General features: G+C 72.4%; 19 protein-coding genes. 9 read left to right on the top strand and 10 right to left on the bottom strand.

From position 1 onward, the window contains the following. Window positions 1–9 precede the first annotated feature (9 nt). Window positions 10–957, bottom strand: coding sequence for a transaldolase (gene tal, locus ACFQ2D_RS09465; protein WP_280942266.1), 948 nt, complete (start codon window positions 955–957; stop codon window positions 10–12). Between the two features lie 129 nt (window positions 958–1,086). Here tal and ACFQ2D_RS09460 point away from each other — a divergent pair, with 129 nt between their 5' ends. Continuing rightward, a complete protein-coding gene (locus ACFQ2D_RS09460; protein ID WP_280942265.1) occupies window positions 1,087–1,848 on the top strand; it encodes an NYN domain-containing protein in 762 nt (253 codons plus the stop codon). On the opposite strand, the gene ACFQ2D_RS09455 is transcribed toward ACFQ2D_RS09460, so the two are convergent. Next, window positions 1,842–4,052: a primosomal protein N' gene (locus ACFQ2D_RS09455; RefSeq protein ID WP_449280311.1), complete on the bottom strand. Its 2,211-nt coding sequence runs from the start codon at window positions 4,050–4,052 to the stop codon at window positions 1,842–1,844. The two genes, ACFQ2D_RS09460 and ACFQ2D_RS09455, sit on opposite strands and share 7 nt — an antisense overlap. Window positions 4,053–4,844: 792 nt before the next feature. On the opposite strand from ACFQ2D_RS09455, the gene ACFQ2D_RS09450 reads away from it, so the two are divergent. Next, window positions 4,845–5,771 (top strand): sigma factor-like helix-turn-helix DNA-binding protein, encoded by a 927-nt coding sequence (locus ACFQ2D_RS09450; protein ID WP_280942263.1) that lies wholly within the window; start codon window positions 4,845–4,847, stop codon window positions 5,769–5,771. Further along, on the top strand, window positions 5,761–6,339 hold the full coding sequence (locus ACFQ2D_RS09445) for a DUF3106 domain-containing protein (protein ID WP_280942262.1): 579 nt from the start codon (window positions 5,761–5,763) through the stop codon (window positions 6,337–6,339). Before ACFQ2D_RS09450 ends, ACFQ2D_RS09445 begins: the two co-directional genes overlap by 11 nt. A gap of 14 nt (window positions 6,340–6,353) precedes the next feature. Here the strand turns inward: ACFQ2D_RS09445 and ACFQ2D_RS09440 are convergent, their stop codons facing one another. Together ACFQ2D_RS09440 and ACFQ2D_RS09435 are read right to left on the bottom strand one after the other, a co-directional pair. After that, window positions 6,354–6,662: a DUF4286 family protein gene (locus ACFQ2D_RS09440; protein ID WP_280942261.1), complete on the bottom strand. Its 309-nt coding sequence runs from the start codon at window positions 6,660–6,662 to the stop codon at window positions 6,354–6,356. Window positions 6,663–6,675: 13 nt separating this feature from the next. After that, window positions 6,676–7,908, bottom strand: coding sequence for a DUF3667 domain-containing protein (locus ACFQ2D_RS09435; protein WP_280942260.1), 1,233 nt, complete (start codon window positions 7,906–7,908; stop codon window positions 6,676–6,678). 169 nt (window positions 7,909–8,077) lie between these two features. On the opposite strand from ACFQ2D_RS09435, the gene ACFQ2D_RS09430 reads away from it, so the two are divergent. After that, a complete protein-coding gene (locus ACFQ2D_RS09430; RefSeq protein WP_280942259.1) occupies window positions 8,078–9,460 on the top strand; it encodes an MATE family efflux transporter in 1,383 nt (460 codons plus the stop codon). A 55-nt stretch (window positions 9,461–9,515) separates the two neighbouring features. After that, the gene (sppA, locus tag ACFQ2D_RS09425; protein WP_280942258.1) at window positions 9,516–11,399 is read left to right on the top strand and encodes a signal peptide peptidase SppA; all 1,884 of its coding nucleotides are present in this window, start codon (window positions 9,516–9,518) and stop codon (window positions 11,397–11,399) included. 79 nt (window positions 11,400–11,478) lie between these two features. Here the strand turns inward: sppA and ACFQ2D_RS09420 are convergent, their stop codons facing one another. Continuing rightward, on the bottom strand, window positions 11,479–12,504 hold the full coding sequence (locus ACFQ2D_RS09420; protein ID WP_280942257.1) for a sugar kinase: 1,026 nt from the start codon (window positions 12,502–12,504) through the stop codon (window positions 11,479–11,481). Between the two features lie 132 nt (window positions 12,505–12,636). Here ACFQ2D_RS09420 and ACFQ2D_RS09415 point away from each other — a divergent pair, with 132 nt between their 5' ends. The 4 genes from ACFQ2D_RS09415 (at window position 12,637) to ACFQ2D_RS09400 (ending at window position 15,648) form a co-directional block, all read left to right on the top strand. Beyond that, complete coding sequence (locus tag ACFQ2D_RS09415) at window positions 12,637–13,683, top strand: LacI family DNA-binding transcriptional regulator (RefSeq protein WP_280942256.1); 1,047 nt, start codon at window positions 12,637–12,639, stop codon at window positions 13,681–13,683. Window positions 13,684–13,877: 194 nt separating this feature from the next. Continuing rightward, window positions 13,878–14,654: an SDR family oxidoreductase gene (locus ACFQ2D_RS09410; RefSeq protein WP_280942255.1), complete on the top strand. Its 777-nt coding sequence runs from the start codon at window positions 13,878–13,880 to the stop codon at window positions 14,652–14,654. After that, window positions 14,644–15,147, top strand: a complete 504-nt coding sequence (locus ACFQ2D_RS09405; protein ID WP_280942254.1) for a methyltransferase family protein — start codon at window positions 14,644–14,646, stop codon at window positions 15,145–15,147. The genes ACFQ2D_RS09410 and ACFQ2D_RS09405 overlap by 11 nt, the downstream gene beginning before the upstream one ends. Before the next feature lie 66 nt (window positions 15,148–15,213). Continuing rightward, complete coding sequence (locus tag ACFQ2D_RS09400) at window positions 15,214–15,648, top strand: VOC family protein (RefSeq protein WP_280942253.1); 435 nt, start codon at window positions 15,214–15,216, stop codon at window positions 15,646–15,648. Window positions 15,649–15,655: 7 nt separating this feature from the next. On the opposite strand, the gene ACFQ2D_RS09395 is transcribed toward ACFQ2D_RS09400, so the two are convergent. The 5 genes from ACFQ2D_RS09395 to ACFQ2D_RS09375 form a co-directional block, all read right to left on the bottom strand. Further along, a complete protein-coding gene (locus ACFQ2D_RS09395; protein WP_280942252.1) occupies window positions 15,656–16,306 on the bottom strand; it encodes a DUF4124 domain-containing protein in 651 nt (216 codons plus the stop codon). Next, window positions 16,306–17,052, bottom strand: a complete 747-nt coding sequence (locus ACFQ2D_RS09390) for a DUF4124 domain-containing protein (RefSeq protein WP_280942251.1) — start codon at window positions 17,050–17,052, stop codon at window positions 16,306–16,308. Before ACFQ2D_RS09390 ends, ACFQ2D_RS09395 begins: the two co-directional genes overlap by 1 nt. A gap of 71 nt (window positions 17,053–17,123) precedes the next feature. Beyond that, window positions 17,124–18,605, bottom strand: a complete 1,482-nt coding sequence (locus tag ACFQ2D_RS09385; protein ID WP_280942250.1) for an FAD-dependent oxidoreductase — start codon at window positions 18,603–18,605, stop codon at window positions 17,124–17,126. A 147-nt stretch (window positions 18,606–18,752) separates the two neighbouring features. Next, on the bottom strand, window positions 18,753–23,210 hold the full coding sequence (gltB, locus tag ACFQ2D_RS09380) for a glutamate synthase large subunit (protein WP_280942249.1): 4,458 nt from the start codon (window positions 23,208–23,210) through the stop codon (window positions 18,753–18,755). 177 nt (window positions 23,211–23,387) lie between these two features. Next, entirely contained in the window at window positions 23,388–23,948 is a 561-nt protein-coding gene (locus ACFQ2D_RS09375) for an L-threonylcarbamoyladenylate synthase (protein ID WP_280942248.1), read from the bottom strand. Window positions 23,949–23,957: the final 9 nt, after the last annotated feature.

Raw genomic sequence — 23,957 nt, 5'->3', positions numbered from 1 at the left:
CAGGAGGTCTCAGCCGATCTTCGCGGCCAGCTGCGCCTCCAGCTTGCGCTGGTCGGCGGCGAAGTTGCGGATGCCCTGGGCCAGCTTCTCGGTCGCCATCGCATCCTCGTTGTGCTGCCAGCGGAAGGAGGCCTCGTCCAGCGCGGCGGGCGGCGTGCCGCGATCGCCGCTTTCCACCAGCGCGCGCTCGACCGTGCCCTCGGACTCCTCGAGCGCGGCCAGCAGGTCGGGGGAGATGGTCAGGCGGTCGCAGCCGGCCAGCGCCAGCACTTCGCCGGTGTTGCGGAAGCTGGCGCCCATCACCACGGTCTGGTAGCCGTGCTGCTTGTAGTACTGCCAGATGCGGGTCACCGACTGAACGCCCGGGTCGTCCTGCGGCGTGGCCGGCTTGTCCATGCCGTTGGCCAGGTGCCAGTCGAGGATGCGGCCGACGAAGGGCGAGATCAGGAACACGCCGGCTTCGGCGCAGGCCACGGCCTGGGCGAAGGAGAACAGCAGGGTCAGGTTGCAGTGGATGCCTTCGCGCTCCAGGCGCTCGGCGGCGCGGATGCCTTCCCAGGTCGAGGCGATCTTGATCAGCAGGCGGTCGCGGCCGATGCCGGCCTGGTCGTAGAGCTCGACCAGGCGGTGTGCCTTGGCCACGGTGGCCTCGGTGTCGAAGCTCAGGCGGGCATCGACCTCGGTCGAGACGCGGCCGGGGATCAGCTTGAGGATCTCGCCGCCGATCGCCACCGACAGCCGGTCGCCGGCGTCGGCCACCTTCGCCTCGCCGCTGCCGCTGGCGTTCGACACCGCCTGCGCCAGGTGGTCGGCGTAGGCCGGCAGCGCCGCGGCCTTGAGCAGCAGCGACGGGTTGGTGGTCGCGTCCATCGGCTTGAAGCGGGCGATGGCTTCGATGTCGCCGGTGTCGGCGACGACGGTGGACAGGGAGCGGAGCTGTTCGAGCTGGGTCGGCATGTCGGCGTGGCGTCTGCGAATGCGGGAGTCGCCCATTGTCGCCGATCCGCCGTGCCGCTGCCGTGTTGGTTTCAGCCCGTACGATCGACGCGCTACCCTGTGGACCGCATCCGGGGGAACACCTGCCACATGGCCGACAGCGACAAGCGCATCGCCCTGCTGATCGACGCGGACAACGCGCCGGCGGCGAAGATCGACGCGATCCTCAACGAGGTGGCGCGCCACGGCGTGGTCAACGTGCGCCGCGCCTACGGCAACTGGAAGAGCCAGAACCTGGCCGGCTGGGAGAAGGTGCTGCACGAATACGCGATCCGGCCGATCCAGCAGTTCGCGTATTCCCCCGGCAAGAACGCCTCGGACATGGCGATGGTGATCGACGCCATGGACCTGATGTACGCGCGTACGCTGGACGGCTTCGCCGTCGTCTCCAGCGACGCCGACTTCACTCCGCTGGTGATGCGCCTGCGCAACGACGGCTACGCGGTCTACGGTTTCGGCCAGAAGCAGACGCCGCTGCCGTTCGTGAAGGCCTGCTCCACTTTCCTGTTCCTGGAGAAACTCGGCGACGACGGCGACGTGGCGCCCGACCAGGCGCGTCCCAGGACCTCGGGCGAACTCAGGGGCGACCAGGCGCTGGCGCACCAGCTGCGCGGCGCGGTCGCGGCGGTCGCCGACGACGAGGGCTGGGCGCACCTGGGCGGCGTCGGCAGCCACCTCGGCAACCAGGGCTCGTTCGATCCGCGCAACTACGGCTACCGCAGCCTCAGCGCGCTGATCGACGCGATGGAGCTGTTCGAGGTGCGGCGCGAGGGGCAGACGGTGCTGGTGCGCGAGCGCCCGCGCGGCGAACCGCGCCGGCGGCGGCGCCCAGGCAAGGCCGCCGCTCAGTAGAGATCGACCGGGTCCACGTCCAGCGACCAGCGCACCTTGCGCGCCTCGGGCAGGGTGTGGATCGCGGGCACCGCCCGGGCCAGCGCCGCATGCAGCGCGCGCCGCGACGGCGCGAGCAGCAGCAGCTGCGCGCGGTACACGCCGGCGCGCCGCGGCATCGGCGCCGGCATCGGCCCGCTCAGCGATGCGACGTCCGCGTCCGGCGCGCCACGCGGCGGCTCCAGCAGGCGTCGCGCCGCGTGCAGGAATGCCATCGGCGGCTCGGCGTGCTGCGATTCGGCGCGCAGCATCGCCATGTGCGCGTAGGGCGGGAATCCCGCGGCCTCTCGCTGTGCCATCTCGTCGCCGGCGAAGGCCGGATAGCCGCCGTCGATCAGGGTGGCCAGCAGCGGATGGTCGGGATGGTGGGTCTGCAGCAGCACCTCGCCGGCGCGATGCGCGCGGCCGGCGCGGCCGGCCACCTGGATCAGCAGCTGCGCCAGCTTCTCGTGGGCGCGGAAATCGGCCGAGAACAGGCCCTCGTCCACGCCGACCACGCACACCAGGCTGAGGTCGGGCAGGTCGTGGCCCTTGGCCAGCATCTGGGTGCCGATCAGGATGCCGGGGCGGTCGCCGAGTTCGCCCAGCAGCCGCGCCAGCGCATCGCGGCGCTGGGTGCTGCCGCGGTCGATGCGCAGCACCGGCACGTCGGAAAAGCGCGCGGCCAGCACTTCCTCGATGCGCTCGGTGCCTGCGCCCTGCGGCTGCAGCCCCAGGCTGGCGCAGTCCGGGCAGGCCGGTGGCGCGGAGCGGCGATGGCCGCAGTGGTGGCACTGCAGGCGCCGCCCCTGCGCGTGCACGGTCATCGGGCGGCCCTGCTCGGGCGCGCTGCAGCGCGGGCATTGCGCGCTCCAGCCGCAGTCGTGGCACAGCAGCACCGGCGCGTATCCGCGGCGGTTGCGGAACACCAGCACCTGGCCACCGCCGTCGAGCGCGGCGCGGATCGCGTCGAGCATCTGCAGCGACAGCCCGGCCTCGAGCGCGCGCTTGCGCACGTCGACCACGCGCACCGCCGGCGGACGCGCCGCGCCGGCACGGCGCGACAGCCGCAGGTAGCCGTAGCGGCCGGCGCCGGCGTTGTACAGGCTCTCCAGCGAGGGCGTGGCGCTGCCCAGCAGCACCGGCACGTCGAGCGCCTTGCCGCGCACCAGGGCGAAATCGCGCGCGTGGTAGCGGATGCCGTCCTGCTGCTTGTAGCTGCCGTCGTGCTCCTCGTCGATGACGATCAGGCCGGCCTCGGGCAGCGGCGTGAACACCGCCGACCGCGTGCCGACCACGACCCGGGCCTCGCCGCGCCAGGCCGCGGCCCAGGTGCGCGCGCGCTCGCCGTCGTTGAGGCCGGAATGGGTGGCATGCACCGGCACGCCGAGGCGGGCGCGGAAGCGCCCCAGCAGCTGCGGGGTCAGGCCGATCTCGGGCACCAGCACCAGCGCCTGGCGGCCGCGCGCGAGGCAGTCGGCGATCGCCTGCAGGTAGACCTCGGTCTTGCCGCTGCCGGTGACGCCGTCCAGCAGCATCGGAGCGAAGCCACGCGCCGCGCGCAGGGCCTCGATCGCCTCGCGCTGCTCGCCGTTGGGTTCCGGGCCGGGCCGGGGGTCGGGCGCCAGCTGCGAGGCGGGAACCGCGATGCGTTCGACCAGGCCGCGCTTCTCCAGCGCGCGCGCGGCGGTGCGCCAGTCGTCCAGCTGCGCCGCCAGCCCGTCCTCGTCGCGGTCGCCGGCCGAGAGCAGTTCGGCCAGCCGGCGCGGGCGGCTGCCCTGGCGCAGGCCGGGCAGGGCGGTGGCGCCGGCCTCGGTCAGCCGCCAGGCCCAGGCATGGGTATCGGGCAGGGGTTCGCCGCGGCGCAGGGCGGCGGGCAGGGCGGTGGCCAGTACCTCGCCCAGGGGCGCGTGGGTGTAGCGCGCCAGCCACTGCAGCGAGGCGAGCAGTTCGCCGTGCAGCAGCGGCGTCCCGTCCAGCAGGGCGTGGACCGGCCGCAGGCGGCCCTCGGACGCCGGCTCGGCGGGCCCCACTCCGGCCACGACGCCCACCAGTTCGCGCGGGCCGAACGGAACGCGCACCCTGCGGCCGACGTCGTCGTCGCCTGCGGCATGGCCCGGAGGCGGGGCGTAGTCGAACAGCCGCAGCGGCGGCAGCGGCAGGGCGACCTGGAAGACGGGCGGCAGGGCATCGGACACCGCGGAAGTCTAGCGACTGCGCGGCCCCGGGCCTGGCGTGCGGTATGCCTTCGCCCACCGGGTCCGGGAAGGCTCGTTCCGCCGCCCTGCCGCGTTCGCGGTCACGGAAGGGTCCCGGATTGGCCCTTCCTCCGCCCAGGGCGCCCTCCGGTCCTGCCCATTCCCCCGCTCTCGGACGAGGCCTGGGTGGGGGCGCGACCCTCAGCGCGGTGGCGGGCCCGAAGCGACCGCTTGCCCAACCCCACCCTTCGCGCAGGCGGCGGGAAGCCTCGGCGGCGGGGAGCAGACCTGCCGCGGGAGGGTGTCCTCCGCGCAAGGCGACGGGCGCGACGGTGAGAGGCAGCGATACCGGGAAAGCTGCGGCGGCGACTTGCGGGTCCAAGTTGCCTCGCCGCGGACGTAGATGCCGCAAGTCGATGGCGTGAAAGGGATTTCTCCTTATCCACAATTTGTGTGGATAAGTCTGTGCACGAAGCGCTTGCGCACTCGTTTTTGGCCGTGCCGCAAAGGTGAAGAGCTGGGTTGGCGAAAAAAACGCCACCATCTATTTGTCCAGAAAATTCAGTCACTTGTCCGTGAAACAAAGCCTTCACACAAGCCAAAGTCCTTCACGGACGCTCCCATGTGACGTTTTTGTGCCGCATGTGCACAACGTGCGCCTGCACAATCGCGGGCGGATCACCGAGTGAGACGCACGTCAAGCCCGCGGGCGCGTCCGCGCGGGGCCGTATCATGGCCATCGGCGGGCCGCCCCCGGGCCCGCGGAACCGGTTTCCAGCCTTGAACGATCCAGCCGCGGCCCGTGCAGCCCTTACCGCCTTCCTGCGCGGGGTCGAGCGTCGCGGCGTGGTGTTCGCCCACTGGCAGGGGGGCGACCCCGTGGCCGGCGACGCGGCCCTCGCGGCGACCCTGCGCGACTTCGCCAGGACCGCGCCCGGCGCGCCCTTCGCCGAATGGCCGCGCCGGTTCTGGGCGATGCTGCTGGCCGCGCCGCAGCTTCGCGGCAGCGCCCGCCAGGCCACCGACCTGCCGGCGGCGATCGCAAGCCTGGCCAGCGGCCCCCGTGCCGCCCTGCTGCTGCGCGTGGTCGCCGGCCTGGCGGAATCGGAGGCCGCGGCGGTCCTGGGCATCGCGCGTCCCACCTACCGCCTGGCCCTGCAGCGGGCGCTGCCGCGCCGGGACGATGGCGGCGCCGATCCCGACGCGTGGCGCGAACTGTCCCAGGCCGCGCAGCTGGCGGTCCGCGCGGTCCCGGCCGAGCGGCTGGAGACCATCGCCATGCTGCGCGACGGCCTGCGCCCGCGCGCGGTGCGTCCGGTCCCGGCGACGGCCGGCCGGCAGCGTGCGCGCTGGCTGTGGCCGGCGACGCTGGCGGTGCTCGCCCTGACGGCGGCCGCGCTGGCCGCGACCTGGTGGGAGCCGTGGTCGTCGGACGAGCCGGATGGCGAGGGCGCGCGGATCCGGGTCGAGGAGCTGCCGCCCTCCACCCCGGCCGCGCGTTTCGAAGCGACCGATCCGCTCTCGGGCCATCGCGACCTCGACCTGCTGGTCGCGCAGGCCACCGGCGAGTTTCCCGACGACGCCGATCCCGCCTTCGACGCCTGGCTGGTGCAGGCGCTGGCGCAGGACGCCCCCTTGCCCGACCCGCCCGCGACCAGCCCGGTCGATGGAGATGCCGCCTCGCGGGAGCAGGTCGATGCGCCCTGAGCCGCGTCGCATCGCGCGGGCGCTGGCGGCGGTAGGCCTGCTGGCCCTGTGCGTGGCCGTCGCGCAGCCGCGCAATCCTCGGCTCGCGGCGCTCACGCCCGCGCAGTCGGAGGCGCTGCAGCGGCGTGTGCAGGCCTGGGAGGCCTTGCCCGAAGCGCTGCGTCGCGAGCGTCGCGAGGCCTGGCAGGCATGGCGGGCCCTGCCCGCGGAGGAGCGCCAGCGCATGCGCGCCGCGCGCGAAGCCTGGCGCGCGTTGCCGGTCGCCGAGCAGCAGGCGCTGCGCGCGCGGTTCGACATGCTCGACGCCGGCATCGCCCGTGGCTGGCTGCTCGGGCCGGTGCTGGGCGCGGACTGGCCGCGGCTGCACGCCCTGTTCGCGCAGGTGCCCCCGCAGGAACGCGAGGCGCTGCTCGAAGCGCTGCGCGCGCTGCCGGTGCAGGCGCGCGACGATCTCGCGGTGCTGGCGCAGCGCACGCCGCCGCAGGATCGCGATGCACTGCGGGCGACGTTGCTGGCGCAGCCGCCCGCGCAGCGGGCGCAGTGGCTGCGCAGCCGCGTCGATCCCTGAGGGACGGCCCGGTCTCAGCCGGCCAGCGGTCGCAGGATCCGGCGCGAGGCGCGCGCGCGGTCGCCGAAGCGGTGCGCGCTTTCGGCGCGCATCGCGGCCGCGTGTTCGCGCAGGTAGGCGTCCAGCGCGTCCGCATCGCGCAGGCGGTAGTGCACGCACAGCAGCAGGTGGGCGGTGCCGGGCGGCGTCTCGACCACCTCGAAGGCCTCGGCCGATTCGAAGCCGGGCAGGGCGAGGATCCGCTGCATGTGCCCGGGCAGCCAGGCCAGATAGGCGTCCGCGATCCCGCGCTCGACCCGCACGCTCACTTCGTAGAGCACCATGGCAGCCTCCGGGCTACATCCAGACCAGGCTCGACACCGTCGTGAACGCCGCGCCCAGGCTCAGCAGGATCGAGTAGCACACGCCGATCACCCCGAACTTGAGCAGGGTCATCAGCCAGCCCTGGCCGTAGACCCGCTTCTGCATCAGCAGCAGGTACAGCGGCATCCAGCACCAGATCGCCGCCTCGACGAGCTTGAACATGGCCTGCAGTCCCGGCCGCGATGCCGCCAGCCAGTGCTCCAGGCCCATGGTCAGGAACAGCAGCAGCAGCGCCATGCACAGGAAGGCATGGCTGTGCAGCGCCACGATCAGGTGCTCCATGTACAGGCGCCGCTTGAACACGTAGGCGACCTTGAGCATCAGCGCGAACAGCGGCAGCAGCACGAACAGGGTCGAGGGCACGGCGCCGAGCAGCGCATCCTTGAACAGGTCCGGGTCCTCCTGCAGGCGCGGGATGTTCTTCTCCAGCCGCCCGATCTGGCGGTTGATCCAGTCGTTGGCGAACTGCGGCAGCGAATCGATCCGGACCGGATTGGTCTCCGCGTCCCAGGCCTGGCCGCCGCCGAACTGCAGGCGGTTCAGGCGCGGCACCGGCGGCGGGCCGCCGGTATCTTCGGCCTGGCGGAAGGCGGCGATGCGTTCCTCGGCCTGCGCCCGGATCGCCCGCTCGCCGGCCTGCAGCCCGGCGTCGGCGGCGCGCAGGCCGGCGATGGTGGCGGGATTGGGCGGGCTCGCGTGGTCCTCCGCGGCGCTGATCCGGGACGCCAGCTCGGCGCGTTCGGCGGCCAGGTCGGCCAGCGCGGCATCGCGCGCCTGCTCCACCTCGGCCGCGCTGCGCGCGGTCTCGATGCCGGTGTCGCCGCCGAACTGCACCGGGCTGTCGTCGCCGAAGCTCACCGTCAGCGTGCCGATGAAGAAGGCCACCACCGCAATGAAGAAGAACAGCCTGAACGGGCTGACGTAGCGGATGCGCCGGCCGGCGAGGTATTCCAGGGTCAGGTAGCCCGGCCGGGCGAGCAGCGGCCACAGCGTGCGCGGCGTGCGCGAATCCCATTCGAACACGCTGTCGAGCACGTCGCCCACCAGGCTGGAAAAATGCCGCACCAGCCCCTTCACCGGCTGCCCGCAGGCGTAGCAGTGCTCGCCGAGCAGCGGCGTGCCGCAGTTGGCGCAGGCGGCCTGCGGTGCCGGCGGCGTGGTCGGCGGCGTGGTCGGACCGGCGGCGACCGGCGGCGGCGAATTCATCGCGTGACGTCCTCGGAGTGTCGTAACCCGTGCATCCCCACCATCCCGCGGTCGCGGTCGCGCGCCATGACGATGGCGGGATGGACGGTTAAGATACCGGCCGCCGCCGACCCGGCGCCAGCGCGCGACACTGGATCGCTGCCGGCCGCAGTCGCGCCATTCCCCCCGCATGACTCCGCCCGCCCCGCCGGCGCGCTTCCGCGACGAAGTGCGCACCACTGCCGTGCTCGCCGCGCCGCTGGTCGCCGGGCACTTGGCGACCGGCCTGATCAGCTTCGTCGACAACGTGATCGCCGGGCGCCACGGCACCAATACGCTGGCCGGCGTCGCCGTCGGCACGGCGATGTTCTGGCTGCCGATGATGGTGCCGATGGGCACGCTGATGGCGCTGCCGCCGTCGGTTTCGCAGCTCGACGGCGCCGGCCGCCGCGCCGAGGTCGGGCCGCTGTTCCGCCAGGCGCTGTGGCTGTCGGCGATGCTTGGCCTGCTGCTGTTCGTCCTGCTGAGCCTGTCCGTGCATGCGCTCGAACCGATGGGCATCGCGCCCGAGGTGCGGCCGGCAGCCACGGCGTTCCTGCACGGCATCCGCTGGGGCATACCCGCGCTCACCCTGTATTTCTGCATGCGCTACCTGTGCGACGGCCTGCACTGGACGCTGCCCACCATGGCCTTCGGCTTCGGCGGGCTGCTGGTGCTGCTGCCGCTGGGCTATGCGATGACGTTCGGCGCCTTCGGCTTCGCCGAGCGCGGCGCCGGCGGCCTGGGCCTGGCCTCGGCGACGATGATGTGGCTGCAGGTGGCGGGCTTCGTGGCGTACCTGGCGATCTCGCGCCGTTTCGCCGCGCTGCGCCTGTTCTCGCGCTTCGATCCGCCGCGCTGGCGCGAGCTCGCCGGCCTGCTGCGGACCGGCCTGCCGATCGGGGTGACCGTGGCGATGGAGGGCGGCCTGTTCATCGTGACCGCGCTGCTGATCGGCCGCCTGGGCGAACTCGAGGTCGCCGCCCACCAGATCGCGATCAACGTCGCCTCGCTGTGCTTCATGATTCCGTTCGGCCTGGCCGAGGCGACCACCGTGCGCGTCGGCCATGCCGTCGGCGCGGGCCGCGGCCCGCTCGGCGTCCGGCGCGCGGCCTGGGCCGGGCTGGCGCTGGTGCTCGCGACCCAGGCGCTGTCGGCGACGGTGCTGCTGGGCTGGCACGATGCGATCGCCGCCGTTTATACGCGCGACCTTGCGGTGGCGTCGCTGGCCGGGACCCTGCTGGTGTTCGCGGCAGCGTTCCAGTTCCCCGACGGCGTGCAGGTGCTTTCGGCCGGCGCCCTGCGCGGCCTCAAGGACACCCGGGTGCCGATGTTCATCGCCGCGCTGGCCTACTGGGGCGTCGGCATGCCGCTGGGCGCCGGCCTCGGGCTGGGCCTGGGCTGGGGCCCCAAGGGCATGTGGGCGGGCCTGATCGCCGGCCTGCTGGTGGCGGCGGTGCTGATGGGCTGGCGTTTCCTGCGCAGCAGCGGGCGTGTCGCCCTGCCACCCGGCCCGATGACCAAAGACGCATGAAAACCGGCCATGCGCCGGGTAACCTGAGCCTCCGGAACAGCGAGCAGCCAGCCCAATGAGTCAACCTTCTTCGCGCGGCCCCGTGCTGCGCGCCATCGTCGGCGTGTGGAACGGAATGAATTTCGTCCGCCGGCTGATCCTGAACCTGCTGTTCCTGTTCATCCTGCTGCTGGTGCTGGCGGTCATGGTCGGCGGCGGCCGCGGCCTGCGCCCGCTCGACGCGCGCACCACCCTGGTGTTCGCGCCCGAGGCGGTGCTGGTGGAGCAGTACACCACCGATCCGGCGAGCCGCTCGCTGCAGGCCAGCTTCGGCCAGGGCCCGGCCGAGGTGCAGTTGCGCGACGTGCTCAAGGTGCTCGAGGCCGCGCGCACGGACGGCAACATCGAACGCGTCCTGCTGCGCGTGGACCGCATGGGCTTTTCCGGCTTCGCCGCGATCCGCGAGATCGGCGCGGCGGTGCAGGCGCTGCGCGAGTCGGGCAAGCAGGTCGTCGCCTTCGGCGAACGCTTCACCCAGGCCCAGTACCTGCTGGCGGCGCACGCCGACGAGGTCTACCTCGACCCGCAGGGCGAGGTGATGCTGATCGGCCTGAGCGGCTATCGCCAGTTCTACCGCGAAGGCCTCCAGGACAAGCTCGGCATCGACATGCACCTGTTCAAGGTGGGCGAATACAAGTCCGCGGCCGAGCCCTTCATCCGCGACGACGCCTCGCCCGAGTCCAAGGAAGCCGACCTGTTCTGGCGCGGGGACGTCTGGCAGCGCTACTTGGAGGACGTCGCGCGCCTGCGCGGAACGACCGCAGCGCAGCTCGCCGCCGACATCGACGCGCTGCCCGAGCGCGTCGCCGCCGTCGACGGCGACACCGCGCGCCTGGCCGTGCAGCAGAAGCTGGTGGACGGCCTGAAGACGTTCGAGGAAGTGGAGAACCTGCTGGCCGAGCGCGGCCACGCCGACGAGGAAGCGCCGGGTGGATTCCGCCAGGTCGGCTACAACGACTACCTGCGCCACGCCGATCCGCCGCGCGCGGCCGATCCGCGGCCGCAGGTGGCGGTGGTGGTGGCCGAGGGCGAGATCGTCGAGGGCCGGCAGCCGCCGGGCCGCATCGGCGGCGAATCGACCGCGGCCCTGCTGCGCGAGGCGCGCGAGGACGACGACGTCAAGGCGGTGGTGCTGCGGGTCAACTCGCCCGGCGGCTCGGCCTATGCCTCGGAAGTGATCCGGCGCGAGATCCTCGGACTCAAGGCCGCGGACAAGCCGGTGGTGGTCTCGTTCGGCGACGTGGCCGCGTCCGGCGGCTACTGGATCTCGCTCGATGGCGACCGGATCTACGCCGACGCATCGACGATCACCGGTTCGATCGGCATCTTCGGCCTGATCCCGACCTTCCCGCGCGCGCTGGAGAAGATCGGCGTGCACACCGACGGCGTGGCGACCACGCGCATGGCCGGCGCCTTCGACCTGAGCCGGCCGCTGGCGCCGGAAGTCGGCCAGGTGATCCAGTCGTACATCGACAAGGGCTACCGCGATTTCATCACCCGCGTGGCGCAGGGCCGCCAGCGCACGCCCGAGCAGATCGACGAGGTGGCGCGCGGGCGCGTGTGGACCGGCGCGCAGGCGCTCGAGCGCGGCCTGGTGGACGAACTGGGCGGCATCCAGGCCGCCGTGGCCGACGCCGCCGCGCGCGCGAGGCTGGGCGAGGACGGCAAGTGGCGCGTGCGCTACATCGAGCGTGCGGCGACCCCGTTCGAGAAGTTCTTCGCCGCCTTCGTGCAGGGCGGCATCGGCCGCGCCTGGCTGAAGGAGTCGGAGCTGGCCAGGAGCCTGCTCGCGCGCGCGGCACCGCAGGCCGAACGCGACCTGCGCGTGCTCGACCAGGTGCTGCAGACCCGCGACGGCTCGCCGGTGTCGGTGCTGGCGCACTGCTTCTGCGGGCTCTGAAGCCCGCATCGGTGGACACGGAAAGCCCGGCCTTGGCCGGGCTTTCCTGTTGCGGGCGGTGACGCGGTCTGCGCGCTTGTCAGCGCCTCACGTCCAGCCGCTCGCCGCGCACCAGCGCCAGCACGTCCTGCGCATCGCACAGGTTGAAGTCGCCGGGCACGGAGTGCTTGAGGCAGCCCGCGGCATGGCCGAAGCGCAGGCTGTCCAGATCGCCCCAGCCCGACGCCAGGCCGTGCAGCACGCCGGCGGCGAACGCGTCGCCGCCGCCGATGCGGTCGACGATGCCGGGCAGTTCCCGCGCTTCCACCTGGTGCAGTTCGCCGTCGCGCGTGGCCATCAGCGCGCCCAGCGCATGGTGCTCGACGCTGGGCTGGACGCGCGTGGTGCAGGCCAGGCGCTGCAGGCGCGGGAACGCGTCGAAGGCGCGGCGCGCCGCGCGCGCGAAACGCTGCGCGTGGGGGACCGCGTCGTCCTGGTCCCCGGCGCCCAGCACCACGTCGATGTCGCGGTGGTCGGCGAAGGCGATCTCGGCGGCCTCGAGCAGCGGCCGCAGCATGACCGCCGGATCGCCATCCCAGGCCGCCCACAGCTTCGGACGGAAGTTGCCGTCGAAGGACACCCGTGTACCCAGCGCCGTCGCGGCGCGGACGGCGTCGGCCGCCGCGGTCGCGGTCGCGGCGCCCAGCGCCGGGGTGACGCCGGACACGTGCAGCCAGCCGGCGCCGGCCAGCAGCGCCGGCCAGTCGTAGCGTTCGGGCGGCGCCAGCGCGAAGGCCGACCCCGCCCGGTCGTACAGCACCTCGCTCGGCCGGTGGCCGGCGCCGGTGGCGAGGAAGTACAGGCCCATCCGGCCCTCCGCCATCGCGACGGCGCGGGTATCGACGCCATGCCGGCGCAGCTCCCCCAGCGCCGCATGGCCGAGCGCGTTGTCGGCCACCGTGCCCAGCATGGCCACTTCGTGGCCGAAGCGGGCCAGCGACACGCCGACGTTGGCCTCGGCGCCGCCGACCTGCACCTCCAGTCGCGGCGACTGCAGCAGCAGCTCGCGTCCGGGCGCCGCCAGGCGCAGCAGCAGTTCTCCGAAACAGGCGATCCGACCTGGCATGGGCATCCTCCGGCGAAGCCCGCATCATCCCATCCCGCGCCGCCCGCATGCACCCTGGCCGCGCGCGGCGACCGGCGCGCGTGCCGCGCTAGACTGCCGGCGACCGGCGGTTCCCGCCGGGCAGGAGCTGGAATGCCGCCCAATCGCAGGGAAGACGGCCCGCCGGATCTGGCCGGCAAGGCCGCGACCATCAACGACATCGCGCGCCTGGCGGGCGTGTCGAAGAAGACCGTGTCGCGCATCCTCAACCGTTCGCCGCTGGTCCGCAGCGACACGCGCGAGAAGGTCGAGAAGCTGATGCGCGAGGTCGGCTACGTGCCCGACCCCATGGCGCGCGGGCTCGCGTTCCGGCGCTCGTTCCTGATCGGGATGATCTACGACAACCCGACCGCGCAGTACATCGTGGACATCCAGTACGGCGCGCTCGACGCGCTGCGCGATTCGGATTTCGAGCTGGTGGTGCATCCCTGCGACAGCCGCAGCCCGGACTACGTGGCGGGTGTGCGTCGCTTCGTGCAGCAGCAGAAGCTGCACGGCGTGATCCTGGTGCCGCGGGTGTCCGAGGACCAGGCCCTGTGCGACATGCTCGACGCGATCGGCTGCCGCTATGCGCGCGTGGCCGCGGTCTCGCTCGAAGGCCCGGAGCGGATGGTGGTGACCCACGACCGCGATGGTGCGGCGGAAGTCGCCGACTACCTGCAGCGCCTCGGACATCGCGACCTGGCGATGGTCACCGGGCCCGCGGCCTACCGTTCGGCGATGGAGCGCACCGAGGGCTTCGTGGGCGCGCTGCGCCGGCGCGGCATCGAGCTGCCGGCCTCGCGCATCGTCGAGGCCGGCTACACCTTCGAGTCGGGCGTGGCCGCGGCCGAACGCCTGCTGCGCGGACGCAACCGGCCGACCGCGATCTTCTGCGGCAACGACGAGATGGCCGCAGGCGTGTACCGGGTGGCGCTGCGCATGGGCCTGCGGATTCCCGAGCAGCTGTCGGTGGTGGGTTACGACGACAGCACGCTGGCCTCGCGCCTTTGGCCGCCGCTCACGTCGGTGCGGCGGGACACGCGTGACACCGGTCGCATGGCCGCGGCCATGCTGCTGCAGCCCGAATCGGCGGCGCGCCCGCTGGCGAGCGTGCGACCGCACCTGGTCATCCGCGACTCCTGCCAGCCGCCGCCCTGAGCAGGCGGCTACGACGCAGCGCGCGGTTCGGGCGGCGTTTCTTCCTGCGGCGGATCGGGCGGCGGCGCACACGCCGCGCACAGGGCCAGGATGGCGAACGCCGCGATCCGCAGGAGTTGGGGCATGGCTCGCATGGCAGCCTCCGCTGCAGGTCCGGCGCTATGCTACGCCGGTCACGTCAAGGGGACAGGAAAATGGATCCGCATCGCTGGCGCCTGGACGGGCAGCTCGCGCTGGTGACCGGCGGCAGCGCCGGCATCGGTCGCGCGATCGCGCGCGAACTGCTCGGCTTCGGCGCCACCGTGCTGATCGTCGCGCGCAACGGCGACGCCCTGGAAGCGGCGCGCGACGAACTGGCGGAGGAATTTCCCGAGGGCGACATCCGCGCCCTCATCGGCGACGTGGTCGACGAGGAGCAGCGGCGCGAGGTGCTCGACTGGGTCGAGGACCAGGGCGAGGGCCTGAACATCCTGGTCAACAACGCCGGCGGCAACCTCACCCGCGCGGCCAACGACTACACCGAGGACGAGTGGCGCGAGATCTTCGAGATCAACCTGTTCAGCGCCTTCGAACTCTCCCGCTACGCCTATCCGCTGCTCACCCGCCACGCGGCCTCGTGCATCGTCAATGTCGGCAGCGTGTCGGGCCTCACCCACGTGCGCAGCGGCGCTCCCTATGGCATGAGCAAGGCCGCGATGCACCAGATGACGCGCAACCTCGCCGTTGAGTGGGCAGAGGATGGCGTGCGCGTGAACGCGGTGGCGCCGTGGTACATCCGCACGCGCCGCACCTCCGACAAGCTGGCCGATCCCGACTACCTGGACGAGGTGCTGCTGCGCACACCGATGGGGCGCGTGGGCGAACCCGAAGAGGTGGCCGCCGCGGTCGCCTTCCTGTGCCTGCCTGCGGCCGCCTACATCACCGGCGAATGCATCGCCGTCGACGGAGGCTTCCTGCGGTATGGATTCTGAAGCAGCGGGTACGGGCGGCCTGCCGGTCGCCGCGCCATGGCTGGTGCGTTCGACCTCGCCCCTGCACTGCGTGCTGGCTTTCCTCGCCGGCGCCGCGCTGCAGCAGGGGCTGGACCTGCCGGCGCCGCAGGACGGACTGCGCGAAGCGCTGCACCTGGCCGGCACGGTGCTGGCCAATGGCGGCCTGCTGCTGGTGCTGTGGAGCTTCGCGCTGTTCGCCCGGCGCCGCACGACCATCCTGCCAGGCGGTGCGCCGAGCCGCCTGCTGCGGAACGGGCCCTTCGGGCGCACCCGCAATCCCGTCTACCTGGGCATGCTCGCCAGCTATGCGGGCCTGGCGCTGATGTTCGACCTGCCGTGGGCGCTGGCGCTGCTGCCGGTGCCGGTGTGGATCCTGCACGCGGCGATCCTGCCGTGGGAAGAGGCGGCCCTGCATGCCCGCTTCGGCACCGACTACCTGGCCTATCGCGACGCGGTGCCGCGCTGGCTGTAGCAGGGCCGGCTGGCAGGCGCGCCGGGGCGGTGCTATCTAGCGTTCTCCAAACCGCAGGATGCACCGATGGAAACCAGCGAACTGTTCCGCGGCCGCCTGATCGACCACCTGCAGCTGGTGGTGCGCGATCTCGACGCCAGCCGCCGCTTCTACGAAGCGGTCCTGTCCACGCTCGGCATCGGGATCGGCGGCAGCGGCGATACCTGGTTCTGGGCCGACGAGCTGTTCGTTTCCACCGTCGACAGCGAGGCGGCGCTGGGCGAGCCGACCGGGCGCCACCATTTCGCCTTCCAGGCGCGCGACCGGGCGATGGTCGATGCCTTCCATGCCGCGGCCCTGGCCAACGGCGGCCGCGACAACGGCGCGCCGGGTGAACGGCCCTACCACCCCGGTTACTACGCCGCGTTCGTGCTCGATCCGGACGGCAACAACGTCGAGGCCGTGTACCACGGCCCGGCGCGTCGCAGCGCCGACGCGGTGAGGATCGAGTTCGAGGAGTGACCCGCGCTCAGGGCGGCAGCGCGCAGGTCGAGTCGGTGAGGATGCGCGTGACCCGCGCGAACTCCTCCTGCAGCGCCGGCCTGTCCGCGCCGCGCGCATGGCGCCAGGACGATTCGATCTCGCGCTGGCGCCGCTTCCAGCCCTCGCACTCGGCTCGCTGGCCGATGCGCGCGCAGGTGTCGTACTTGTTCTCGCAGGCCTGGCCGGTGCCGCCGGTATCCAGTCGCACGCAGCGCGGACCAGGCGACGGATCCTCGCTGACGTAGCTGTCGTTGTCCCAGGTCTCGCACTGGTAGATGGGCGGCGGCGGCAGGCGCGCATCCTCGGCGATCCGGGCCGCTCGTGGCAGGTCGGGGCGCGGTGGCGCATCGATCGATTCGTCCGCGGGACCGGCCACCTGCTGGAAGTCGGACAGGGGCGGCGGCGTCCACGCCGGTTCCTCGGCCACGACCAGCGGCGCCGGTGGAGGCGCAGGACGGGTCGGCAGCGCCTCGACGCGTCGGATCTCCTGGCGACTGCCGGCCGGGCACGGCGTGCCGTTCTGGATCGTGACCTCGCCGCTGGCGTCGGTGCAGCGGTAGATGGTGCTGGCGTCCTGCGCGGGAGACAGCGACATGCAGGCGAGCAGGCCCAGCAGCCACCATGCACGGCGCCGCATCAGCGGATCCCGCAGTCGGCGGCAAGCCGCGCGTTGATGCCGCGTTCCTCCACGCGCAGGGTGTCGCGTTCGCGTTCCTGGGCATTGAAGAAGCGGCGGCGGATCACGTCGCGCCGGTCGGCCAGGCGCGCGCAGACCTCGGCCTGCGGCAGGGCATGGCAATCGTCGCGCACCCAGGTGCCGCCTCCGCCGAATCCATGGCCGGAAGGGCCATGGCGAGGCGGGCGGAGCGGTGCCCGCCCGTCCTGCGCAGGCGGATCGGGACGCGGAGTGGGCGCACCCACGTAGCCGCCGAGCGGCCGCCTGGCGTAGTAGTCGCCGAGGGCGGTGCTGTCGCGCCCCGGCCGGCCCGGGCGCAAGCCACCGCGCCCCAGCGTCCACAACGGCACCCAGCGCGGATTGCCCTCGTCATCATCGCTGGTATAGCGCTCGCCATCGGGCGTCACGCATTCGTACATCGGCTGCGCGGTACGCGCCACCACCACCGGGGGTGCCGCTGGCGCGATCGCGGGCGGCGTGGCCGCGACCGACCGGTTCAGCGGGGCACCGTCCTGCGGCCGCTGCATCTCGCGCGCCTGTCCTTCGCTGCCCTTGGCGCAAGGCACGTCGCCCAGGGTCACGTGGCCCTGCGCGTCCACGCAGCGGTAGACGGTCACGGGCTCGTCGTCGGCGGCGTGGGTCGCGCCGGCCGCGGCGAGCGGCACCAGCGCCAGCAGCAGTCGACAGGGCAGGGCGCGGGAAGGCATGCGGGCATCTTGCCCGCGCGTGGGAGGAGGCGCAAACGCGCCGGTGCCCCGCCTCAGCGATGGTTCAATCGCTACGCCGCGTCCAGCGCGGCGACCGGCTGCTGCTCGCTGCGCAGCATGCGCGCGATCGCCGCGGCGGCATCGCGGCCTTCCTGCACCGCGGTCACCACGAGGTCGGCGCCGCGCACGCAGTCGCCGCCGGCGAACAGGCGCGGGTGCGAGGTCTGGTAGGGCAGGCGCCCCTCGCCGCCGACGATCAGGCGGCCGTTCTCGCGCGCCTTCACGCCCAGCGTGTCCAGCCACTCCGGCGGGCGCGGCGAGAAGCCGAAGGCGATGATCACCACGTCGGCTTCGATCAGCGATTCGCTGCCGGCGATCGGTTCCGCGCGCTGGCGGCCATTGGCGTCGGGCTCGCCCAGCCGTGTCTCGACCACGCGCACGCCGGAGGCGCGGCTGCCGTCGGCGCTCTCGATCGCCAGCGGCTGGCGGTTGAACAGGAAGCGCACGCCTTCCTCGCGCGCGTTGGCCACTTCGCGCGCCGAACCAGGCATGTTGGCTTCGTCGCGGCGATAGGCGCAGGTGACGCTGGCCGCGCCCAGGCGCACGGCCGAGCGCACGCAGTCCATGCCGGTGTCGCCGCCGCCCAGCACCACCACGCGCTTGCCGGCGAGGTCGGGCAGCGACAGGCTGGTTTCCCAGCCGGCGATCGCGCGGCCGTGCGGCTCGCGGCCGGTGACGATACGCCCGTTCTGCACCAGGAACGGCAGGGCCGGCAGCACGCCGGACAGGTCCTGGCCCGGCAGGCCGCCATCGGTGTAGCGGTACGCGCCCAGGCCCAGGAACACCGCGTCGTAGTCCGACAGCAGGCTGCCGATCGCGACGTCGCGGCCCACCTCGATCCCGAGGCGGAAGCGCACGCCCATTTCCTCGAGCACTTCGCGGCGGGTGTCGATCACCGACTTGTCGAGCTTGAAGCTGGGGATGCCGAACTGCAGCAGGCCGCCGATCTGCTCGTAGCGGTCGAACACCGTCGCCGCGATGCCGGCGCGCACCAGCCGGTCGGCGCAGGCCAGGCCGGCGGGGCCGGCGCCGATCACGGCCACGCGCCGGCCGGTGGACGCGACCTTGGACAGGTCCGGGCGCCAGCCCTGCTCGAAGGCGGTGTCGACGATGTACTTCTCCACCGCGCCGATGGTCACCGCGCCGAAGCCGGCGTTGAGCGTGCAGGCGCCCTCGCACAGCCGGTCCTGCGGGCAGACCCGGCCGCACATTTCCGGCAGGGGATTGGTCTCGTGGCACAGCGCGGCCGCCTCGAGGATGCGCCCTTCCTCCACCAGCGCCAGCCAGTTGGGGATGTAGTTGTGCACCGGACACTTGGCTTCGCAGTAAGGATTGCCGCAGTCGAGGCAGCGTCCCGCCTGGTGTACCGCCTCGGCCTGGCCGAAGCGGCCGTAGAGTTCGTTCCAGTCGCCATCGGTGCGCAGCTGCAGCGGCACCTTGCGCGGCATGTCGCGCGGGACGTCAAGGAACTGGAAGACCTGCTTCTTGCTCATGGGACAGCCGTGATTGGTGATTGGTGATTCGTGATCGGGAAACAACGGCAGCGCGTGCGCTGCCGCAGGCAGGCGGCGTGCCGGCCAGGTGCCGGCTCTCCACGCCTTTCCGGATCACGAATGACGAATCACGAATCACGGTTTTCATCATGCCGCCCTGCGCAGCTCGTGGGCCAGCGCTTCCAGGCTCGCGGCCTTGGGCTTGACCAGCCAGAACTTGCCGACGAAGTCGCGGAACTCGTCGAGGATGCGCGCGCTCCAGGCGCTGCCGGTGAAGTCGGCATGCGCCTGCAGCAGTTCGGTCAGGTGCTGGCGGTAATTGTCGAAGCTCTCGGGCGAGATGCGGACGATGTCGATCAGCTCGTGGTTGTAACGGTCGACGAAGTCGCGGTCCAGGTCGAGCACGTAGGCCAGGCCACCGGTGAAGCCCGCACCGAAATTCAGGCCGGTACGGCCCAGCACGACCACCGTGCCGCCGGTCATGTATTCGCAGCAGTGGTGGCCCGCACCTTCGACCACCGCCACCGCGCCCGAGTTGCGCACCGCGAAGCGCTCGCCCGCGCGCCCGGCCGCGTACAGTTCGCCGCCGGTGGCGCCGTAGAGGCAGGTGTTGCCGAGAATCGGCGCGTGCCGCGACTCGAACGCGCTGCCGCGCGGTGGCGAAAGCACGATGCAGCCGCCGGCCATGCCCTTGCCGACGTAGTCGTTGGCTTCGCCCTCCAGCTGCAGGCGCAGGCCGCCGGCGTTGAACGCGCCGAAACTCTGGCCGGCGCTGCCGGTCAGCCGCAGCGTCACCGGACGTGCCGCCATGCCGGTGTTGCCGTGGTGGCGCGCGATCAGGCCCGACAGGCGCGTGCCGATGCTGCGGTCGGTATTGCGGATGGTGTCGAGATGCTCCCCGCCCACGCCGCGGACGATGGCATCCGAGAGCGCGGCGTCCAGGCGTGCGGCCAGGCCGTCGGGCGGGGCCTGCAGCGCGGGCGCGCCGCACCAGGCGGCTGGCTGGCCGGCATCGCGGGCGAGCATGCGCGACAGGTCGATGTCGACCTCGTCGCGGGTATGGCGCAGCTGCTGCTCGAGCAGGTCGGTGCGGCCGACCACCTCGTCCAGCGAGCGCGCGCCCAGCGAGGCCAGCAGCTCGCGCACGTCCTGGGCGATGTTGCGGAAGAAGTGTTCGACGCGCTCGGGCAGGCCGGTGAAGTGCGCCGAACGCAGGCGCTCGTCCTGGGTGGCCACGCCGGTGGCGCAGTTGTTGAGGTGGCAGATGCGCAGGTACTTGCAGCCCAGCGCGATCATCGGCGCGGTGCCGAAGCCGAAGCTGTCGGCGCCGAGCATCGCGGCCTTGACCACGTCCAGGCCGGTCTTGAGGCCGCCGTCGGTCTGCAGCAGCACGCGCTCGCGCAGCTCGTTGGACTGCAGGGCCTGGCGCGCCTCCGACAGCCCCAGCTCCCAGGGCACGCCGGCATAGCGGATCGAACCCAGCGGGCTGGCGCCGGTGCCGCCGTCGTGGCCGGAGATCGTGATCAGGTCTGCGCCGGCCTTGACCACGCCCGCGGCGATCGTGCCCACGCCCGCGTGCGAGACCAGCTTGACCGAGATCAGCGCCCCGGGGTTGACCTGGCGCAGGTCGAAGATCAGCTGCGCCAGGTCCTCGATCGAATAGATGTCGTGGTGCGGCGGCGGCGAGATCAGGCCGATGCCCGGACGCGCATAGCGCAGGCGCGCGATCAGCGGGTTGACCTTGCTGCCCGGCAGCTGGCCGCCTTCGCCGGGCTTGGCGCCCTGCGCGACCTTGATCTGCAGCACCTCTGCATTGATCAGGTACTCGGGCGTCACGCCGAAGCGGCCCGAGGCGATCTGCTTGATCTTGCTGCGCTTCTCGGTGCCGTAGCGGGCCGGGTCCTCGCCACCCTCGCCGGAGTTGCTGCGCCCGCCCAGCCGGTTCATCGCGATCGCCAGCGCCTCGTGCGCCTCCGGCGACAGCGCGCCCAGGCTCATCGCCGCGCTGTCGAAGCGCTTGACGATCGACGACACCGGCTCGACCTCGTCCAGCGGCACCGGCGCGCCCAGCGGGCGGAAGCCCAGCAGGTCGCGCAGCGCCGCCGGCGGGCGCGTGTTGACGTGGTCGGCGTAGACCTTCCAGTCCTCGCGCGTGCCGGTGAGCACCGCGCGCTGCAGGCTCTGCACCACGTCCGGGTTGTACTGGTGGTACTCGCCGCCGTGCACGTAGCGCATCAGTCCGCCCGGCTCGGGCAGGGCGCTGTCGTCCCAGCCGTGTTCGGCCAGCGACCAGGCGTCGGCTTCCAGGCGGGCGAAGCCGGCGCCGCCGATGCGCGAGGGCGTGCCCTCGAAGCACAGCGACACCACGTCCTCGTCCAGGCCGACGATCTCGAACAGCTGCGCGCCGCGGTAGCTGGCGATGCTGCCGATGCCCATCTTCGACAGGATCTTGAGCAGGCCCTTCTTGACCCCGCGGCGGTAGCTGCGCCCGAACTGGCTGGGCTCGTTGCTGGTCTTGCCGCCGAGCAGGCCGCGCCGCGCCAGCGCCGCCAGGCTCTGGTAGGCCAGGTAGGGGTAGATGGCCGTGGCGCCGAAGCCGATCAGGCAGGCGAAGTGGTGCGGGTCGCGCGCGGTGCCGGTCTCGACGATCAGGTTGGCGTCGCAGCGCAGGCCCTGGCGCACCAGGTGCAGGTGCACCGCGCCGGTGGCCAGCAGCGCATGCACGGCGGCATGGCCGTGGCGCGGGCGGCGGTCGCTGAGGATCAGCAGCTCGACGCCCTCGCGCACCGCGGCCTCGGCCTCGGCGCAGATGCGCGCGATCGCCGCACGCAGCCCGGTACGGCGGTCGAAGTACAGGTCGATGTAGCGATGGCGCGACGCGAACCGCTCCAGCGCCAGCAGCTGGTGCAGCTTGCGCTGCGACAGCACCGGCGAGTTGAGCATCACGTGGTCGACGTTCTCGGCCTGGTCGAGGAACAGGTTGCCCTCGCGCCCGATCTGGGTGGACAGCGTCATCACGCAGTCCTCGCGGATCGGGTCGATCGGCGGGTTGGTCACCTGCGCGAAAGCCTGGCGGAAGCAGTCGTAGAGCGGACGCACGCGCTGGCTGATCGCGGCCATCGGCACGTCGTCGCCCATCGAGCCGATGCCCTCCTGCTCGGTCTCGGCCAGCGGGCGCAGCACCGCCTCCTGTTCCTCGCGCGAGAGCTGGAACAGCTTCTGGAACGCCAGCAGCATTTCCGGCGTGAATGGCGCATCGGTCAGCGCCGGGTCGATCAGTTCGGTATGCAGCCAGCGCATGCCGCGCTTGAGCCACTGCTTGTACGGCGCGCGCGCGCGGTTGATGTCGTCGATCGCGTCGCTGTCGAGCAGGCGGCCGCCTTCGAAGTCGACCGCGATCATCTCGCCCGGGCCGAGCTTGCCCTTGGCCCGCACCTGATCGGGCGGCAGGTCCCACACGCCGGCTTCGGAGGCGATCACGAACACGCCGTCCTTCGACAGCGTCCAGCGCGCCGGGCGCAGGCCGTTGCGGTCCAGCGTGCAGGCCGCGTAGCGGCCATCGCACATCACCACGCCGGCCGGGCCGTCCCAGGGCTCGGAGTTGATCGAGTAGTACTCGTAGAACGCCGACAGGTCGGCGTCCTTGTATTCCAGCGACTGCGTCGCCGGCGGGATCAGGATGCGCATCGCCTGCGGCAGGTCCATGCCGCCCAGCAGCAGCCACTCGAGCATGTTGTCGAGCGACTGCGAATCGGAACCGTGCATCGTGACCGTGGACGAGAACTCGGACACGTCCAGCAGCGGCGACTTCCACACGCCCTTGCGCGCCTGCGCCCAGCGCCGGTTGCCCTCGATGCTGTTGATCTCGCCGTTGTGCGCCAGGCGGCGGAACGGATGCGCCAGCGGCCAGCGCGGCAGGGTATTGGTGGAAAAGCGCTGGTGGAACACGACCGCGCGCGCGGCCAGCGCCGGATGCGAGAGGTCGGGGAAGAGCTGGCGCAGGTGGCTGGGCAGGACCATGCCCTTGTAGCCGAGCAGGCGCGGAGACAGCCCGACCACGTAGAAGTCGGCCAGCGAAGACAGCGCTTCCTCGGTGCGCCGGCGCGCGAGGAACAGGGCCCGCTCCAGCGCGTCGACGTCGGCCTCGCCGGATTCGACGAACACCTGCTCGATGCGCGGCACCGTCTGGCGCGCGAGCTTGCCGCAGGCGGCCATGTCCAGCGGCACCTCGCGCCAGCCGGCCACGCGCACGCCCTCGCGCGCCAGCTGCGCGGCGAACGTGTCGCGGCAGCGGGCGGCGTCGCTGGCCTCGTGCGGCAGGAACACCATGCCCGCGGCCACCGGGCCCGCGTGCAGCGACAGCCCCGCTTCCTGCGCGATCGCGCGCACGAAGCCCTCGGCGCCATGGATCAGCACACCGCAGCCGTCGCCGGACAGGCCATCGGCGGCGACGCCGCCGCGGTGCGCCATGCGCGACAGGGCCTCGAGCGCGATGTCCACGATCGCCCGCTCCGGATCACCGTGGATCTTGGCGATCAGGCCGAAACCACAGCTGTCGTGTTCGCTCGCGGGGTCGTGGAGGCCCCGATCCGGGTGTGCCCGCATCGTCGTGTCGTCGTGGTGGGAGGGACGGGTGTGCGTGGGAAAGCCGGCGTCGTCACCTGGCGGGACGACCGGCGGCGCAGCCACGTGGACCGAATAAAACACAATTGGTGCGGCGCGGCAACGCCGGCGCCGTGATGGTTTCCAGTGCAACCTGGCGTGGCGGAAAAGCCCTTGTTTCTAGCGGATTTTGCGTCCGTCGCGCGCGTCGCGGATGGCGGTCGCCGCGGCCAGTCCGGAGGTTTCCCCGGCAACGATCGCATCCACTCCGGCGGCAATCGCGGCGTCGAGTTCCTGGCGCGTGCGCGGGGCCGGCATGCCGGCGACGTTGGCGCTGGTGGACACCAGCGCGCCGCGCCAGGCGGCGCACAGCGCGCCGACCACCGGATGCGCGCTGACGCGCACCGCAAGGCCGTCGTGCGTTCCGGTGATCCAGCGCGGCACGCGCGCGGCCACCGGCACGATCCAGGTATTCGGCCCCGGCCATGAGGCCAGGATGTCGCGCTTCGCCTGCGGTGCGAGCCGCGGCCAGTCGACCAGGTCGTCGAGCTGCGCCAGCTCCGATGCGACCAGGATCAGGCCCTTGTCCACCTCGCGCTGCTTGAGCGCGAGCAGGCGCAGCACCGCCGCCTCGTCGAAGGGATCACAGCCCAGGCCCCAGACCCCTTCGGTCGGATAGGCGATCACGCCGCCGCGGCGGAGCGCGGCGACGGCGACGTCGATCGTGTCGGGGGCGGGCATGGCCGCAGC

The organism is Luteimonas composti (genome assembly GCF_042678665.1).
GTDB classification, from domain to species: Bacteria; Pseudomonadota; Gammaproteobacteria; order Xanthomonadales; family Xanthomonadaceae; genus Luteimonas; species Luteimonas composti.
Note: the sequence above shows the minus strand (reverse complement) of the source record. Positions and strands in the feature narration are given on the sequence as shown.